Origin of the sequence: Shuttleworthella satelles DSM 14600 (assembly GCF_000160115.1) — a bacterium.
In the GTDB taxonomy this organism is placed as follows: Bacteria; Bacillota; Clostridia; order Lachnospirales; family Lachnospiraceae; genus Shuttleworthia; species Shuttleworthia satelles.
Genome location: NZ_GG665866.1, coordinates 582,220 through 598,197 on the forward strand (window position 1 = coordinate 582,220; position 15,978 = coordinate 598,197).

Annotated in this window: 18 protein-coding genes; all 18 read right to left on the minus strand. The window is 54.6% G+C overall.

The window, feature by feature from the left end:
• Nucleotides 1-17 precede the first annotated feature (17 nt).
• Nucleotides 18-1,421 (minus strand): rhamnulokinase, encoded by a 1,404-nt coding sequence (locus GCWU000342_RS02615; protein WP_006905669.1) that lies wholly within the window; start codon nucleotides 1,419-1,421, stop codon nucleotides 18-20.
• A gap of 194 nt (nucleotides 1,422-1,615) precedes the next feature.
• On the minus strand, nucleotides 1,616-2,062 hold the full coding sequence (locus GCWU000342_RS02620; RefSeq protein WP_049921487.1) for a hypothetical protein: 447 nt from the start codon (nucleotides 2,060-2,062) through the stop codon (nucleotides 1,616-1,618).
• A gap of 142 nt (nucleotides 2,063-2,204) precedes the next feature.
• Complete coding sequence (locus tag GCWU000342_RS02625; protein ID WP_006905671.1) at nucleotides 2,205-2,975, minus strand: DeoR/GlpR family DNA-binding transcription regulator; 771 nt, start codon at nucleotides 2,973-2,975, stop codon at nucleotides 2,205-2,207.
• A 29-nt stretch (nucleotides 2,976-3,004) separates the two neighbouring features.
• A complete protein-coding gene (locus tag GCWU000342_RS02630; protein WP_006905672.1) occupies nucleotides 3,005-3,553 on the minus strand; it encodes a BMC domain-containing protein in 549 nt (182 codons plus the stop codon).
• An 84-nt stretch (nucleotides 3,554-3,637) separates the two neighbouring features.
• Nucleotides 3,638-4,972: a 4Fe-4S dicluster domain-containing protein gene (locus GCWU000342_RS02635; protein WP_006905673.1), complete on the minus strand. Its 1,335-nt coding sequence runs from the start codon at nucleotides 4,970-4,972 to the stop codon at nucleotides 3,638-3,640.
• A 31-nt stretch (nucleotides 4,973-5,003) separates the two neighbouring features.
• Nucleotides 5,004-5,267, minus strand: coding sequence for a EutN/CcmL family microcompartment protein (locus GCWU000342_RS02640; RefSeq protein ID WP_006905674.1), 264 nt, complete (start codon nucleotides 5,265-5,267; stop codon nucleotides 5,004-5,006).
• Nucleotides 5,264-5,887: a phosphate propanoyltransferase gene (locus tag GCWU000342_RS02645; protein WP_044961248.1), complete on the minus strand. Its 624-nt coding sequence runs from the start codon at nucleotides 5,885-5,887 to the stop codon at nucleotides 5,264-5,266. Before GCWU000342_RS02645 ends, GCWU000342_RS02640 begins: the two co-directional genes overlap by 4 nt.
• Nucleotides 5,888-6,243: 356 nt before the next feature.
• The gene (locus GCWU000342_RS02650; protein ID WP_006905676.1) at nucleotides 6,244-6,525 is read right to left on the minus strand and encodes a BMC domain-containing protein; all 282 of its coding nucleotides are present in this window, start codon (nucleotides 6,523-6,525) and stop codon (nucleotides 6,244-6,246) included.
• Between the two features lie 156 nt (nucleotides 6,526-6,681).
• Nucleotides 6,682-6,963 (minus strand): BMC domain-containing protein, encoded by a 282-nt coding sequence (locus GCWU000342_RS02655; protein ID WP_006905678.1) that lies wholly within the window; start codon nucleotides 6,961-6,963, stop codon nucleotides 6,682-6,684.
• A gap of 62 nt (nucleotides 6,964-7,025) precedes the next feature.
• Nucleotides 7,026-7,376: a BMC domain-containing protein gene (locus tag GCWU000342_RS02660; RefSeq protein WP_006905679.1), complete on the minus strand. Its 351-nt coding sequence runs from the start codon at nucleotides 7,374-7,376 to the stop codon at nucleotides 7,026-7,028.
• Nucleotides 7,377-7,505: 129 nt separating this feature from the next.
• Nucleotides 7,506-7,784 carry a BMC domain-containing protein gene (locus GCWU000342_RS02665; protein ID WP_006905680.1) on the minus strand — a complete coding sequence of 93 codons (279 nt, stop codon included), beginning with the start codon at nucleotides 7,782-7,784 and terminating at the stop codon, nucleotides 7,506-7,508.
• Nucleotides 7,785-7,819: 35 nt separating this feature from the next.
• Entirely contained in the window at nucleotides 7,820-8,134 is a 315-nt protein-coding gene (locus GCWU000342_RS02670) for a BMC domain-containing protein (RefSeq protein ID WP_006905681.1), read from the minus strand.
• A 24-nt stretch (nucleotides 8,135-8,158) separates the two neighbouring features.
• Nucleotides 8,159-9,358: a zinc-dependent alcohol dehydrogenase gene (locus tag GCWU000342_RS02675; protein ID WP_045000183.1), complete on the minus strand. Its 1,200-nt coding sequence runs from the start codon at nucleotides 9,356-9,358 to the stop codon at nucleotides 8,159-8,161.
• 29 nt (nucleotides 9,359-9,387) lie between these two features.
• Nucleotides 9,388-10,776: an aldehyde dehydrogenase family protein gene (locus GCWU000342_RS02680; RefSeq protein WP_006905683.1), complete on the minus strand. Its 1,389-nt coding sequence runs from the start codon at nucleotides 10,774-10,776 to the stop codon at nucleotides 9,388-9,390.
• A gap of 12 nt (nucleotides 10,777-10,788) precedes the next feature.
• Nucleotides 10,789-11,628, minus strand: coding sequence for a class II aldolase/adducin family protein (locus GCWU000342_RS02685; protein WP_006905684.1), 840 nt, complete (start codon nucleotides 11,626-11,628; stop codon nucleotides 10,789-10,791).
• 257 nt (nucleotides 11,629-11,885) lie between these two features.
• Nucleotides 11,886-12,248 (minus strand): BMC domain-containing protein, encoded by a 363-nt coding sequence (locus tag GCWU000342_RS02690; RefSeq protein WP_006905686.1) that lies wholly within the window; start codon nucleotides 12,246-12,248, stop codon nucleotides 11,886-11,888.
• Nucleotides 12,249-12,260: 12 nt separating this feature from the next.
• Entirely contained in the window at nucleotides 12,261-13,061 is an 801-nt protein-coding gene (locus GCWU000342_RS02695; RefSeq protein WP_006905687.1) for a glycyl-radical enzyme activating protein, read from the minus strand.
• Nucleotides 13,058-15,589 carry a glycyl radical protein gene (locus GCWU000342_RS02700; RefSeq protein ID WP_006905688.1) on the minus strand — a complete coding sequence of 844 codons (2,532 nt, stop codon included), beginning with the start codon at nucleotides 15,587-15,589 and terminating at the stop codon, nucleotides 13,058-13,060. Before GCWU000342_RS02700 ends, GCWU000342_RS02695 begins: the two co-directional genes overlap by 4 nt.
• Between the last annotated feature and the right edge of the window lie 389 nt (nucleotides 15,590-15,978).

Below are 15,978 nucleotides of genomic sequence, written 5' to 3' on the forward strand. Positions count from 1 at the left end.
CTCCGCTGCATTTTCTCTCAGGAAAATGTCTCAACCGCAAAGGATTCTCTCACACAGGCCCTGGCCTGAGCCAGATCCTCGAATTCCCCGGCGCAGATCATCTGAGCGATGGCGTTGCCGACGGAAGTGGCCTCGGAGGGCCCCGCATTGACAGCCAGACCGGATTCCTCCACCGTCAGACGGTTCAGGAAGGTATTCTGTCCTCCGCCCCCGAGAATGTTGATACTGTCAAACTTCTGGCCGGTCAGGTCCATCAGCTTCTTAGCCGTATCCGCATAGCATCTGGCCAGGGACCGGCAGATCACAGCAGACAGCTGTCCCGGGCTCTCCGGCACCGGCATCCCCTTCTGGCGGCAGGCATCCTGAATCGCGCCGATCATGGAGTCAGGGGCCAGAAAACGATTGTCATTGACATCGACCAGGGCAGGGAAATCGCTCTCCTCCTGGCCCAGCTTTGCAAGCTCCGCAAAAGAATATCTGTCGTCAAGCTCATGACGCAGAGACTGGATCATCCAGAGTCCCATAATATTCTTGAGCAAAGTAATCTTGCCGCCGTAGCCGCCCTCATTGGTGAAACCGCCGGCGTGGGCTTCTTCGTCTGTCACCGCCTTCTCGCTCTCCACTCCCATGAGGGACCAGGTCCCGCTGCTGATATAGAGTCCCTTGCCGCTCGGATCGGGCATGGACATCACGGCAGAGGCCGTATCGTGTGAGGCGCAGGCGATAAATGAGCAGTCATATCCGACTTCCGCGGCGATCTCCGGCCGGAGCTGTCCCAGGACAGATCCCGCGGGCAGAAGATCCAGAAAGATCTCCTGAGGCAATCCCAGCCTGCGGATCAGTTCCCGGTTCCAGTTCCCGCTCTCTGCGTCGACCAGTCCGCTTGTTGTGCACTCTGTGTATTCATTGGCTTTCCTGCCGGTCAAATAGAATCCGAAATAGTCCGGCATGCTCAGAAATGTTCGCGCCCGCTCTAAGAGGTCCGGACGCATGACCTGATCCGCCAGAAGCTGGTAGATCGTATTGTAAGACTGCTCCTGAATTCCCGTAATCCCGTAGAGTTCCCGGCTGTCAATCTTCTCGCTCAAAAGAGTGTCCATCCCCTCGGTTCTCTTATCCCTGTAACCGTAGACATCTCCCAGAATATGGTCGTCCTCATCTAAAAGGACGTAATCAACCCCCCAGGTGTCGACCGCGACGGAGACGGGAATCTTGCCCATCTCTCCCGCCTTCTTCATGCCGGCGACGATTTCCCTCGACAGGTGCTCGACATCCCAGATCCGGTGTCCGTCCTTTTTCTTCATCCCGTTCTCAAAACGGTAGATCTCGGACATCCGGATCCTCCCATTCTCCTTGGAGAAGAGAATATGCCGACCGCTCGAAGCGCCGATGTCGACTGCCAAATAGTATCTGTTTGTCATTTCCCCTCCTCTTCGATACCCCCATCGAAAAGCGAATGATACGAACAGCATAAAACGTTTCGTTCATTATCGCGAAGCGTTTCGCTCATATGATGATTATACCTTATTCCCTCTTTGATTCAAGTGCTTTTTAAAATATTTTTTCATTTTTTGTCTGAAATGATCCTAATTTCCCGCAAAAGTCTCAGAAGCAGTCATAAGAGATAGGTCGGAATCCGGCAGATCAGATGAGATTCCACCTTTGTTCCCCCGACAATTACCCCGCTTTTGACAGGAGTCCCGGAAGCTTCCTTTCTCTTTGAATTCTCTTTTTTCCTTGGAGCTTCCTTTTTCTTCGCGGCTGCTTTTGTCTTTGGCGCCGTCTTTTTTTTCGCTGTCACTTTTGTCTCTGAGACCGTCTTGTTCTTTGCAACCGCTTTTGTCTCCGGCGCCGTCTTTTTCTTCGCGACCGCTTTTGACTCTGATGCCGTCTTTTTCTTCGCGGCTTCCTTTTTCTCCGAAACCGCCTTTTTCTTCACAGCTTCCGCTTTGGAAGCTTCTTTCTTCGTCTCTTTCTTTTCAGCTCCTGTCCCCTGCAAAAGTTTCTCCGCTGTCTTTGCAGTCAGGCTGTCTATCTCCTTGTTTTCCTTCGTCTTTGCCATCTGTGCCTCCTTTCTTCTCTGTGATGAAACCACCATCTCTACCGCTACTTTTCTATCGGTACTTTTCTACCAGTACTTCTCTTCCAGTACTTCTCTTTCAGTATTTCTCTATCGTCGCTTTTCTATCGCTGCTTTTCCTGAGCTACTTTTCCTGCGGATAGAGACACTCCACATGGTTTCTCTTCAAAAAAGAGAGCCAGGATTCTGATGGTTTCTGATCCGTCACGATCACATCGACATCTCTGATGTCACAAATCTTAGCGAAGGCCACCCGCTCAAACTTCGAGGAATCCACTGTCACGACCTTCTTCTGTGCCGACTTCATCAGCACCTGCTTGGTCTGTGTCAGCTGGTCGTCACTGTCTGTCAGCCCCCGCTCTGCGTCAACTCCCTTGCAGGAGAAGAAGGCCTTCTCCACATTAAACGCGGACAGGCCGCCAAGAGCCCTTGGGCCGATCAGAGCCAGGTCGCCCGGCTTTAATCTGCCGCCGGATGAGATGACATCCCATCCCGAGACATTCGACAGCTCGATCATGATCTCAATGGAGTTGGTGATCACGGTCAGATGTTCCTTCTCCTTGATCTCCTTGGCAATGAAAACCGCGGTGGAACTGGCGTCTAGAATGATGTGGTCTCCCTCCTCAATCATCCCCGCCACCAGGGCTGCAATTTTCTGTTTCCCCTGGACGTGATTTTTCGTGCGGACATTGAAGGGCATATCAATGGTTGTATTTTCATTGAAAACCGCCCCTCCGTAGCTCTTGGTACAGACCCCATCCTGTTCCAGCTTGTCCAAATCGCGCCGGATGGTCTCCTCAGAGACGTCAAACTGCCTGGCGAGGGCATTCACCACAACTTTCTTCTCCTCCTGCAGTTTTTCCAGGATGAGATTTCTTCTCTCCATTGCAAGCATGGATTTACTCCTTCATGATTGTGATTTGCTCAGAGGATTGAGTCACAGATCTGCCGGTCCGGGTTTGCAATCACTGTGGAATCCAGGAACATGCCTGACTCGGCCACCTCTTCTTTGGCTCTGGCCACGGCGGCCTCGACAGCCGCGATCTCTCCTGTCAGGACAAAAAAGGACTTCCCGCACATGCCCTTGGCAATGCGGACCTCAACCAGGTCCACAATCGCCGTCTTGGCCGCCAGATCGGCAGCCACAATAATGGAGGCGACGTCATAGGTCTCCAAAATGCCGAGGGCCCGGACATTCTCAACTGTAGAAGTCCCGTAGAGGGCAGGAAAAATACTCTCGTGAGGATTGCCTAAGACAAAGCTGTCAATGTAGTGCTCGCTTGACGAGGCGATGGCAGCTTTAACAGCGGCGTCAACCGCGCTCAAATCCCCGGCGATCAAGGCGATATACTTGCCCGGACAGACCGTCTGCGCTTCCAGGAGGTCTACCTTCGCTGTCTTAACCATGATGTCGGCCGCCCGGATGCCACTCGGCGTCGTCTTAAATTCCACTAACCCAATTGCCCTGGACATAGTATCTGTCTCCCGAATATCCTCTTCGATTTATAACCGCGTTCACATTCAAACAAATATGATCTTCGCGGTCACTTCTGTTTATCAGTCTGCTGTGATTTCAATCCATTTCTCCGTAATATGAGAAACCCTCCCCCCAATGGACGCGTGGACGGGAAGGGAAAGCCCCCCTGCCGCCCGGCCGATCGTCTGACCTTCCTTTACCAGCGCCCCCTCTTCGACGGCAGCGAGCGCAGGCGCTCCGATGTGCTGGCTCAAAAAGACCCTGACCTTCTTCGGCTGACAGGACTCCGGGCAAAGAGGGGCCGGCCTGTCATAGGTGCTCAGTCCCAGTCTGGCCTTTAGTCTGGCCTCCGGAACCTTTCGGTATTCTCTCGCCTGACTGACCGGCGCAAACTGTGGATCCGCCGGCGCCTTGACGCCCGCCTTCCTCAGCCCACTCTTGTACGCGGTAATCAGGGTGCGCGGCGAAAGGCTCTGCGGACACGCATATAGCTCACAGGTCCCGCAGGAGGAACAGAAAAATGTGTCTAAAAAAACCTGCGGGTCACTGAAATCCCGGTTGGCCGCGCTGCGCATAAACTTGTGGGGTTCAATCGGATGTCCCAGGGCATTTCTCGGACACAGGTCGGTACAGGCGCGGCACTGACAGCAGATGGAAGCCGCCCGCTGGAGGTCAACGCTGATTTTGGCCCGCATCCGCTGAATCAACCCGTGATCTGGTGGCAGGACCAAAACCGCGTTGGTCGTCCGGGTGACAGGATCTGCTTTCCTTCCCTCTCTGCCCATCATGGGGCCGCCCACAAGTATGGCGTAGTCCTGAATCAAAGGACCGCCTGCCAGGGCAATCGCCTCCTCGAGCGAAGTGCCAAGGGGAAGGAAAAGGGTCTTCGGTTCTTTGAGCTCCCCGATCATCGTGACCAGCTTTTTGGTCACCGGAGCCTCCTGGGTCAGGGCCCGACTGACATTGTACATGGTCTCTACATTGAAGACGATGACCCCCTCTTCTATGGGCAGTCCGCCGGGACGGATCACCCGCCCGGTCGCCTCATAGACCAAGACCACCTCATCTCCCATGGGATAGACCCCCTGAAGCAGATGGAGGCTGACATGGGGATAAAGTCCTGATTCCAAGCCATGCTCAACCGCCTGGATCGCGGCCTTATACTCCTTCTTGACGCAGACAATGGCCCTCTCTGCTCCGACGGTGCAAGCCACCTGTTCGAAGGCGGACAGAATTTCCTCTGTGTGAAGTGCCAGCAGCTGCCGATGTAAGGAGAGCAGCGGTTCGCATTCCGCACAGTTGAGCAGGATGGTATCCGCCCGCTCGTCCAGCTTGGCGTAAGTCGGAAAACCGGCCCCGCCGGCCCCTGCAACGCCGGCCTGCTGTAATTTGTCTCTCAGTGTCTTACAATCCATGCTCTCTCACCGCTCTCGGCGCTCTCCCTTATCATAATTCGGATGGGTCATCAATAATTCCGACAATCGCCGCATCAATTGGGGCTAAATCCATACCGCTTCCAATCCTGGCAGCGCTTCCCGTCGCCACCAGGACATACTCTCCAATCCCTGCTCCGATGGGGTCAATGGCCACCAGCCGGCAGGACTCTTTCTGCATATCCGCGCAGGCTTCGATAATCATGAACTTATTCCCCACAAGCTTACTGCTCTTTCGCGTGGAGATAACGCTCCCGACTACTTTCCCGACAATCATTGTCCTCCCCCTTTCAGCATGCGGACACAGTCTCCCTGGCGCAGTCCGGCGCCGTTGGCCTCATCCGTATCAATATGCATCTCCAGGGTAAAGGAATCATCCACCCTGACCTTGACATGGTCAAAAATGGTTCCTCTCTCATTATCCGCCCGGACGCGTACATAATCTCCGTCCTTCACGCCGGCACTTCTGGCGTCCGCCGGGGACATGTGAATATGTCTGGCCGCCACGATGCAGCCCTCTTTGAGAAAGAGAGCCCCCGCCGGTCCAACCAGGGCAATCGGAGCGCTGCCCGCGATATCTCCTGACTCCCGAAGAGGCGCCTTGACCCCAAGGCGGATCGCGTCTGTCGCCGAGATCTCCACCTGAGACTTCCGCCGAACCGGTCCTAAGATCCGGACATTTTCAATGGCCCTGAGCTTGAGTCCGACAATGGTCACCGTCTCGTTGGAGGCGAACTGCCCGCCCATGAGTTCCTTCTTTTTGGTGAGCTGATAGCCGGGGCCGAAGAGGGTCTCTACATCCTCCTGTGTCAGATGCACATGGCGGGCAGAAACGCCTACCGGAATCAGAAAACCGGTCTGGCCTGTCTCCTGTCCGGCACTCGGCAATCCCTCCATTTGACTTTTGGGGTCAGACCCGAAAAACTGCGGAAAGTCCCGGTTGATCGTATTAAGGACCAGCTCTGCCACTCTCGCAACACTTGCTTCTTCCATAAACTGATCTTCTCCATACCATTGAGTTCCACTCAATGGTCGTGTATCATCGAGGTATCCTCGATGGTCGTATACAATTGAGTTCCACTCAATTGTCGTGTATCATTGAGCTTTGCTCAATGGTCGTGTACAGTTGAGTTCCACTCAATGGTCATGCGATCTTGAGTATTCCTCAATTATCATACAAATTTGAGCCCTTCTCAGTGGTCCCGAATCGCAACGAGGCGGCCAAAAGCCGCCTCGGGACGATCGTCACTGTTTCAGGCCTTGACCTTGGGAAGAATCCCTTCCACATCACCATGAGGACGGGGAATGACGTGGGTTGCAATCAGCTCGCCCAGTCTTCCTGCCGCTGTAGATCCCGCCTCAACTGCGGACTTGACAGCTCCGACATCGCCTCTGACCATAACAGTCACCAGGCCGGATCCGATCTTCTCCGTTCCGATCAAAGCGACATTGGCCGCCTTGCACATGGCGTCGGCCGCCTCAATTGACGCTACCAGACCCCTGGTCTCTACCATTCCCAATGCTTCCTGTGTCATTTTTCTTCTCCCGGCACTCCTGCCATCTCACAGATCCCATCGAGGGGATCAAGTCTCCTGTCCGCAGATCCTGTTCCTGAGGATCCGGGATGCATCTCTCCCAACCGGGCCTTCGACATAAAATCAACCGGCCCGGCCAAAAGATTTCGCCTTCAATCAAGCCTTAAGCTTGGGAAGAATTCCCTCCACATCATTATGAGGACGGGGAATTACGTGGGTTGCAATCAGCTCGCCCAGTCTTCCTGCCGCTGTAGATCCTGCCTCAACCGCGGACTTGACAGCTCCGACATCGCCTCTGACCATAACGGTCACCAGGCCGGATCCAATCTTCTCCGTTCCGATCAAGGTGACATTGGCTGCCTTACACATGGCGTCCGCTGCCTCAATTGACGCTACCAGGCCCCTGGTCTCTACCATTCCCAATGCTTCCTGTGTCATTTTTCTCCTCCTTCATCAGGACTCTGCCTGAATGCTCACTTAGCTGTTTCGGGCTTCTTCGACTAGACCTCCTGCAGGTATCGGTCGCGCCCCGCGTCTTCCGGCGATTCTTCCCTCGCCTCCTTCAGACGCTTGTTCCAGCGGGATGCCGACAAGGCAACCAACCTGCGAATCTCCTCGTGGGGATTGGCGATCACTCCATAGGAAACCGGTTTTTTGATGGCATTGGCAGAAGCTGTCGAGATCGCCTGCGTGACGTCCTCGACGCTGCCTTCAATGATCATTGTCACCAGCCTTCCTCCGAGTTTTCGCTCCCAGGAAGCCAGACTTACATCGGCTGTCTTGCACATGATATCAAGAGCATCTACTGCCGCGACGACACCCGTGATCTCTATAAACCCATATGACGTCATCTTCCTGCTCCCTGTCCTGCCTTCCCTTCCTGTCGCTGCTCTTCCGATCAAAAATCTCTTATCAGCCTTTATCCTGATCTGCCCTTATCCTGATCGGCCGGGCCCACGACTTGCTGCATGGTCTGAAAACTATTTGATTGCGGGCAGGATCTTCTCAACATCCTCGTGGGGGCTGGGGATGACGTGCTGAGCAACCAGCTCTCCCAGGCGTCCTGCCGCTACGGCGCCGGCCTCAACCGCTGCCTTGACGGCTCCCACATCTCCTCTGACCATTACGGTTACCAGACCGGATCCGATCTTCTCCGTTCCGATCAGCTTTACCTCTGCCGCCTTGGTCATGGCATCAGATGCCTCAATTGCCGCGGTCAGTCCTCTGGTCTCAATCATTCCAAGTGCCTTCTTCTCCATGGTAATTCTCCTTTCTCATGGAACATTTTACTTCACTAACTCTTGTCAAAAGCACAGAGCTTTAACATCTTCTGGGTGTCTTCCGTCGGCCGGGGGATAATGTGATGCTGCACATAGCCCGTCATCTCTTTTGCCTTGGCCATCGCCGCCTCCATGGCCTCCGTCACGTCCGCGACATCACCGCGAAACTTGATCATCACCAGGAGGGGAACCGGAAGGGAATCCGGGTTCTTCGGCTTGTTTTTGTCGAAGGGCTCCAGATGAACATTTGCGGCTTTGCATCCAGCGTCCGCCGCCATAAATGCCGTCGTCAACCCGAATACCTCTAACATTCCGACTGCTTCTGTCATCGCTTGATCCTCTGTCTGATTCCCTTACTCATTCACCATGCAGATCTTTAAGCCGGTCATCTCCAGATTCTTCTTCAGGGCATCATTGATCTTAGCTAAGGGATACCTGTCTGTGATCAGTTCATCAATGGGAAGACCGATCGCCTTGGCCCTCTTTAAGAAATCGAAGGTCGTCCCGTAATCCCGCAGGGTATAGACCCAGGATCCCACAATCGTCAGCTCCTTGGAGCAGATATCCAGGTGGGGATTGATGGTGGCGTCACCGCCGTTGATAAAGAACCCGAGCTCGCAGAGACCGCCGCCGCTGCGGATGAACTTGTAGATATTAGAGTGGGCCTTGGGATTGCCTGTACACTGGAAGCCGAAGTCCGCCGGATGTCCGTCAAACTGAGCCTCAAGGCCGGCTGTAAGCGCCTCAATCCCCTGATAATCCGCGAAGTTGACGCTTCTCTCCGCCCCCATTCTACGGGCGAATTCCAGACGTCCCAGATTGCCGTCAACCGCCACGATGTTCTCGATTCCCATCGTCCGAAGCACCGCGATGCAAAGCAGGCCAATGGGGCCGCAGCCCTGAACCACAACTCTTGAATTAAAGCGGAGGATTCCGGTGGACTTGGCTCTCTCTACCGCGTGTACCAGCACTGCCGCCGGCTCAATCAGCATTCTCGAATCCAGATCCAGGTCGCTGACATTAAAGACCGTCGACCCCTCCCGGATGAAGATGTAGTCAGAGAACCATCCGTTCAGATGAATCTGGTCATCTGGCAGCAGGCCATAGACATCGGCCCCTCCGACATTCTGTTTGTTGAGGTCGTACATGGTGATATCCGGATTGTCCTTGAAGATCATGCAGGTCACGACCTTGTCTCCAATGTGAAGATCCTTGCCCGCGCTGTCCTTTTTGACATTCTTGCCCATGGCGACGATCTCACCGGTTCCCTCGTGGCCCAGGGCTACGGGAATCAATCCGAAGGGATCTCTCTTGAATTCATGGGCGTCTGTTCCGCAGACTCCGCAGCCCTCAACCCTTACAAGTATGTCTCCGTCTCCCAGAGGGGGAATCGGATACTCCTTGACATCGAAGTGTTCCAAGGCAGTCAGGACTGCCACATGAGCTGTCTTGGGGATCTCTCTTCCCCCGCTCTTCGGGCCGGCCGCAGCTGACCCATCCTGCAGGCTCTCTAAGACCTGTCGCACAATTGTTTCTATATTGTTTTGATCCATGGATCCCCCTTTCAGGTCTCTCGTCCGCGTCATCGAACGCAGAGGCTGTCTGTCATCACACAGTGGCGGGACTTAATGAAGCTCCTGGCGCTGGTGAGTCCCTCTCCGGTACGGCTCGCGATTGTAAAGGTGCAGTAGCTCTCACCTCCGAATCCCAGGGCCGCATAGGACGGGCCATTTTTCACAGTAATGGTTGTATCCAGCCTTCTGGCGTACTCTGTAATCCGATCCACATTCTTGGAGTGGATGTGAGCGGAGTGCTTATTTCCGTGCTCCAGCCATGCCGCGGTTTCAAGGCCCTCTGCGAAATCCTTGACCCTCACAATCCCAAGAATGGGCATCATCAGCTCCGTTGTGATCAGCGGATGCTCCTTGGGACCGAAGAAGGTAATGCAGCGAATATTCGCGTCGACCTCGACTCCGATCATGGAGAGGAGCTTCCTGGCGCTGCGGCCGACCGCCTTGCGGTTGAGTCTCCCCTTTTCATCCATCACAGCCTTGGTCAGCCGATCCAGCTCCTCTTCGGAAGCCTGATAGCAGCCCTGCTCCGTCAGCATATAGTGGAGGAGCTCATCCGCAATGGAGTCCACCGCGACAATCTCCTTCTCCGCGATACAGGGAAGATTGTTATCGAAGGTGCATCCGTTGACGATATCTTCTGCCGCCTTGCGGATATCCGCCGTCTCATCGACCAGGGCGGGCGGATTGCCGGCGCCTGCGCCGATCGCCCGTTTTCCCGAGGACAGAACCGCCGTGACGACGCCCGGTCCTCCGGTCGCCACCAAAAGCTTGATATGCGGCGACTTCATCATGATCTCACTGGTCGCCAGGGTCGGCGCGTCAACCGTACAGGCGATATTGTCCGGTCCGCCGGCCTCAAGACTGGCCTCATTGACCATTTGAATGGTAAAGAGTGTCGTCTTAATGGCCTGGGGATGGGGGTTGAAGACAACCGTGTTTCCGCCGGCCAGCATCCCGATGGTGTTGCAGAGGACGGTCTCGCTGGGATTTGTGCAGGGCGTGATGGCCCCGATCACCCCGAAGGGTCCCATCTCAATTAAGGTCAGCCCCCTGTCTCCGGAGAAGGCTCTGGTCGAAATATCCTCTGTCCCCGGAACCTTGTCAGCAACCAGAAGGTGCTTTAAGATCTTGTCTCCCACATTGCCCATGCCGGTCTCATTGACAGCCATGCGGGCCAGGATTTCAGCGTTCTCCCTGGTCTTCCGACGGATTGCGCCAATAATTTTCTCCCTCTGATCCATGGGAAGAAGCCGGACGGTCTGCTGGGCTGTTCTCGCCGCCTCGATAGCCTCCTCCATATCAGAGAACACGCCGTGCATCCCCCTGGCAGGAGCGGAAATCTGCATTCTCGCCACGACCTCTCTCACGACGTTTTGAACAAGCTGTTCATCTGCCATGTCATCTGCTCCTTACTTTCCAAGCTGTTCCAATACCCTCTTGGTGATCTCCGCGATCACCTCCGGAGCCGGCTCCTTGGGGGTTGATGTAATGCTGCCGGTCGTTGCGCCGCTCGCGGGCATCCCTGGAATTTCCTGATGCAGACCGCAGTTGTGACAGTTGTGTCCGTCCTTATTCTGGCAGAGATTTGCCGGATGTTTTCCCGGAAGTCCCATCTGCCTGCGGATCTCGTAGAGACGCTCTACCGTCTTCTGGTCGAACTCCTTGGGACCGCCAAGCATCTTGGACTGATAGAGCAGCTGCGCGTAGAACTCAACAGACTCCATCTTCAGATAGGCGGACAGAAGATCCGTAGACCAGGTCAGAGCGCCGTGGCTCTCTAAAAGAACGGCATCATAGTAGGGAAGATACTTCTCCACATTGTCCGGAATCTCCATGGTAGAAGGAGTCCCGTACTCAGCGATCGGCACGCAGCCCAGGGCGATGACCGCCTCCGGCATAATGGGCTGGGTCAGAGGAATCCCCGCGATCGCGAAGCTCGTCGCGTAAACAGGATGCGCATGGACAACAGAGCCTACATCCGGTCTCTTGGCATAGACTCTCATGTGCATCTTGATCTCAGAAGAGGGCTTGAAGCCGGGATTGGCCTGAATCACTTCGCCCTTCTCATTAACCCTGCAGATGTAGTCGGGCGTCATAAAGCCCTTGGATACGCCGGTGGGTGTGCAGAGAAATTCATGGTCGTTCAGCTTGACTGAAATATTGCCGTCATTCGCAGCCACCATGTTTCTGTTGTAGATCCGCTTGCCGATATCGCAGATCTGCTTCTTCAATTCGTACTCATTGACCATCTGAAATGTCCTCCTTTGTGAATTGGATGGGTTAATGTGTGGCTTTTTGTGGTTTTCACTTGTTATGTTAAAAATTTATCCGGAAGTTGTCAATATAACTCTTGATTTTTGTTTGTTTTGTTTGTTTTTCCTGTTTGTTTTTGTGCAGTCTGACGGGGCTTTCCGGTCAAAATCCCGCCGGTATCCCCTTGCGGGCTTTCAATCCTCTTCTTGAGCCGCGTCATCTTGTGCCTGTTGACAGCTTCCCTGCATAGGATTTATGTCTTGGTGACCGGGCAGACGGAAAAGCCCAGCATCCGGCTGCAATACTCCATGACCGCCGCAATGGAGGATTCCACCTGCGATACCGTTCCGGTCACAATCAAAGACCCCTGCTCCAAGTCAATCAGCTCCAGAATGACTCCTGAGGACTTAACTGCCAGATCGGCGATGATCACCGCCGTCTCGGCCGGCGAAATCGTCATGACTCCGATGGCGGATCCTCCCTCCTCGTCAGGAGCTGAAATCCCCAGCTTCTCAAAGAGGATCGGATCCGGATTGGCCATGATATGGGCCAGGGAGATCTGTTTCCCGGGGACAAGCTCCTGGATGATTCTCTGTTTGTTATCGTACTCGCTCATAAGTCACGCCCCTTAGCCTCCGATCCGGCATTCAAGACTTGTGTTCTCCCTCACCAGTCTCGCCAGAGTCTGCATCTTCTCCCCGTCCGGCAGAGGAGTCTCCTTCATTCCGTAGTCTCTCCCCAGGCCGTCGTACTTGTCCTGTCCCAGCCTGTGATAGGGGAGGAGGTGAATGGTCTTCACTCCGGGCAGCTGGTCCGCGAATCTCGCGATCGCCAGGATCTCCTCGGGCCTGTCGTTAAAGCCGGGCACCGTGGGAACCCGGATGGAGAGTCTGGTCTGGCCGGAAGCCGCAATCCTTCTGGCATTTGCCAGAATCCTCTCGTTGGCCACCCCTGTGTACTCCTTGTGCTTGGCCGAATCCATGTGCTTGATGTCTAAAAGATACTGGTCCAGATAGGGTAGAATCGCCTCGATCCTGTCATAGTCGGAATAGGCCGTGCTCTCAAGAGCTGTGCTGATCCCGGTCTCCTTGGCGGCGCGGAACATATCTCTGGTGAATTCCGGCTGGCAGAGACTCTCTCCCCCCGAAAGGGTCAGTCCCCCTCCCCCGGAGGTCCGGTAGTAGATCCGGTCCTTGACCACAGTCTCCATGACCTCCTCGACCGTGACGTCTCTTCCGATCACCTTCTTTTTGCCGGCCACGATCATGGTCTCGATTTCCCTGCTCTGCGACTCGGGATTGCAGCACCACCTGCAGCGCAGAAAACAGCCCTTGAGAAAGACAATCGTCCGTATTCCCTGTCCGTCGTGGATGGAGTAGCGCTGGATATCGAAGATCCTTCCTCGTGTTTTCAAATAATCTCTGTTCATAGGGGGCTGGTCTGCTCGGTTCTCGAGATGATATCGTCCTGAAGCGACTTGGAGAGAGTCGTAAAGAGCGCGCTGTAGCCCGCTACCCTGACTACAAGCTGCCGATATTTCTCGGGATGCGCCTGCGCGTCAAGCAGGGTATTCTTATCGACCACATTGAACTGCATATGCATGCCCTTCTGGTCAAAGAATCCGCGCACCAGGGCGATAAAGTTATCCAATCCCATATTGCCGCTTAAGGCCGAGGGATGGAATTTCATGTTGTAGAGGGTTCCGTTGGAGGCGATGCCGTGATCCAGCTTGGCAACGGAATTGGCCGCCGCGGTGGGACCGCTGACATCCGTTCCGACGTAGGGAGATACCCCGTCGGCGACAGGCGCATGCGCTAATCGTCCGTCCGGCGTCGCCCCGGTCTGCGCGCCTAAAGGCACATTGGCGGATACCGGATAGAGACCGGCCTGGAACTGACCCCCGCGGGGATTATGATAGGTCTCCACCGGCCTGGTGTAGGTGTAGGCGGCAATCCGGGCGAATTCATCGACCTCATCGTCGTCGTTGCCGAATTTAGGCTCCTCTAAAACAGCCTTCCAGAGATCTTCATAGAGCTTTTTGACATCTGCGGGCAACTCCATGGAGGAGATGGACTCAATTACTCTCGGAAGCTCATTCCGGTCAAGCTCCTTGCCCTGGGCCTTGATCTCGGCCAAAGTTTCCAGGGCCAGAGAGAAGATGCTCTCCTCGTCCAGTCCCTGACCGAAATTCATCTTCATCGCGTTCTTGAAATCCGTCAGGCTGTAGCGCTTCTCTTCGAAGACCAGCTTCTTGATGGCGTAGAGGGCATTGCCCACGTTGGCAATTCCAAAGCCCTGAGGCCCTGTGAAATTGTAATGGGCTCCTCCCTCCTCTACGCACCTGCCCCGCTTGATGCAATCGTCCACCAGACAGGACTCAAAGGGGTTGGGCGTCAGGAGACTGTGGGCCACATCGATCGCGTTGTCCGAATTGACCAGAAGAGAGATATTGTAATTCATCTGCGCCTGGTAGGCGGCGAAGAATTCCTCATAGGTCCGCATCTGCTCCACCTTGCCGGTGTGAATGCTGATCTGCTCCCCCTTATCCTGTCCGTCGGAGAAGACAAGCTCCAGGGGTCTGCACATATTGAAAAAGGCAGCGTCGTGCCATCCGTCCGTCTTGCCCGGAACCTGGGGTTCCACGCAGCCGATAATGGAGTAATTCCTGGCATCCTCGAGGGGGATTCCCCTGTTCATCAGAGCCGGAATGATCACTTCGTCATTGTAGTAGGCGGGGAGACCGACCCCTGTTCTGGTCAAATCAGCCGCCCTGCGCAGAAGGTCATGGGGTGACCCGTTCCAGACCCGGATGGAGAGTGAGGGCATGGGCAGGAAGACATGCTTGGCCGCTGTAATGCACATGAAAGACAGATCCCTGGTCGCGTCTCTTCCCTCGGCGTCCTGTCCTCCGACAATGAGGTTCTGGAAGAGGGAGTAACCGGCGAAGCCCTTGGCGCTGGCCGCGTCCCTGCACTTGTTGAGGTCATTCAGCTTGACGAAAACACAGTCCAGGAGTTCCTGGGCCTCTTCTCTTGTGATCTTTCCAGCCGCCAGATCCCTCTGGAAGAAGGGGTCGATATACTGGTCAAAGCGGCCCGGAGAGATGGAGTGCCCGCTGGACTCAATCTGCAGAATCTGCTGGATGAACCAGAAGCTCTGCAGAGCCTGGGCATAGGAAGCGGCCGGTTTCTCCGGAACGAGGCGACAGCGCTCAGCGATTGCCATAAGCTCCGCCTTGCGCTTGGAATCCGTCGTCTCAGCCGCCTTTTGCTCCGCCAGATCGGCATAGCGATGGGCATAGTCGATCACCGCCTTGCAGTCAATGATGACCGCCTCTAAGAAGATGGACTTCTTCGCGTAGTCCGCGTCTCCCTGGCCAAGTCCTGCCAGTTCCTCCGCCGCCTGGCGGATGATCCCCTCAAGCCCCTGGTTGAGAACCTTCTCATACTGGACAGTCAGGTGTCCCACCCCGTTATAGAAGTAATTGCCGGTCGTAAAAATATTGTGTTCGATGGCCTTTTTGGCCTCGGCGGACATATAGGAGGACGCGAGCTCGCTGGAGGTCTTTCCCTTCCAATAGCGGTCCGCCTGACGGATCTCCTCTGCCGTCTTCGGAGAGATATAAAAGGGGTCTGCCTCCCTGTGCTCAACCGTGTCGAACTCCGCTTCCAACCACTCGAAGGAGAACTCCGGATAGGTCTGGCAGCCGCGCGGGGCAATCGTCGTACTGCCGACAATCAGCTCCTCATCCCGGATGATAATGGGGATGTGCTTTAGGATATGATGAAGTGCCCTGGCCCGGCGCAGGACAATGGGCTGGCCCTCCGTGGACTGATAGGACTCGGTAATCAGCCTGGCCCTGGCGGACTCGATCTCCGGCATTTTGGCATAGAGGTGGGCGACAAGCCTTCCGATCCGGTCAGACTTTGGGATTTCATCGACATAGAATTTCGCCATAGAATGATCCTTTTCTTCTGAAAGAAACTGCAAGCAACAATTCACCACAAAAAGTCAGACATGCGTGTTCATTCAAGGATGATTATATGGTTTCTCTTCGATAATATTCAACAAACAACAGTGTGATATTTTATTTTTATGTGGTTTTCACAATTTTACATGACTATTTTTGTTGATTATTCCTGATGAAGCTGTGACTTTTCAACATTATGATTAGTATGACCGGCCTGTCAGAGGTTATTTGCAAAAATCATATTTACAAAGGTCATTCAAAAAATTCCTCACTGCGGAGAACTCCGCTCTGATATGTGACAGGCTTTGAATTTTTGACGCGCTTCTATTTCTAAGTGGCGAGCTTTGATTTATGGCGCGCCTTGGCATTTTTTGAC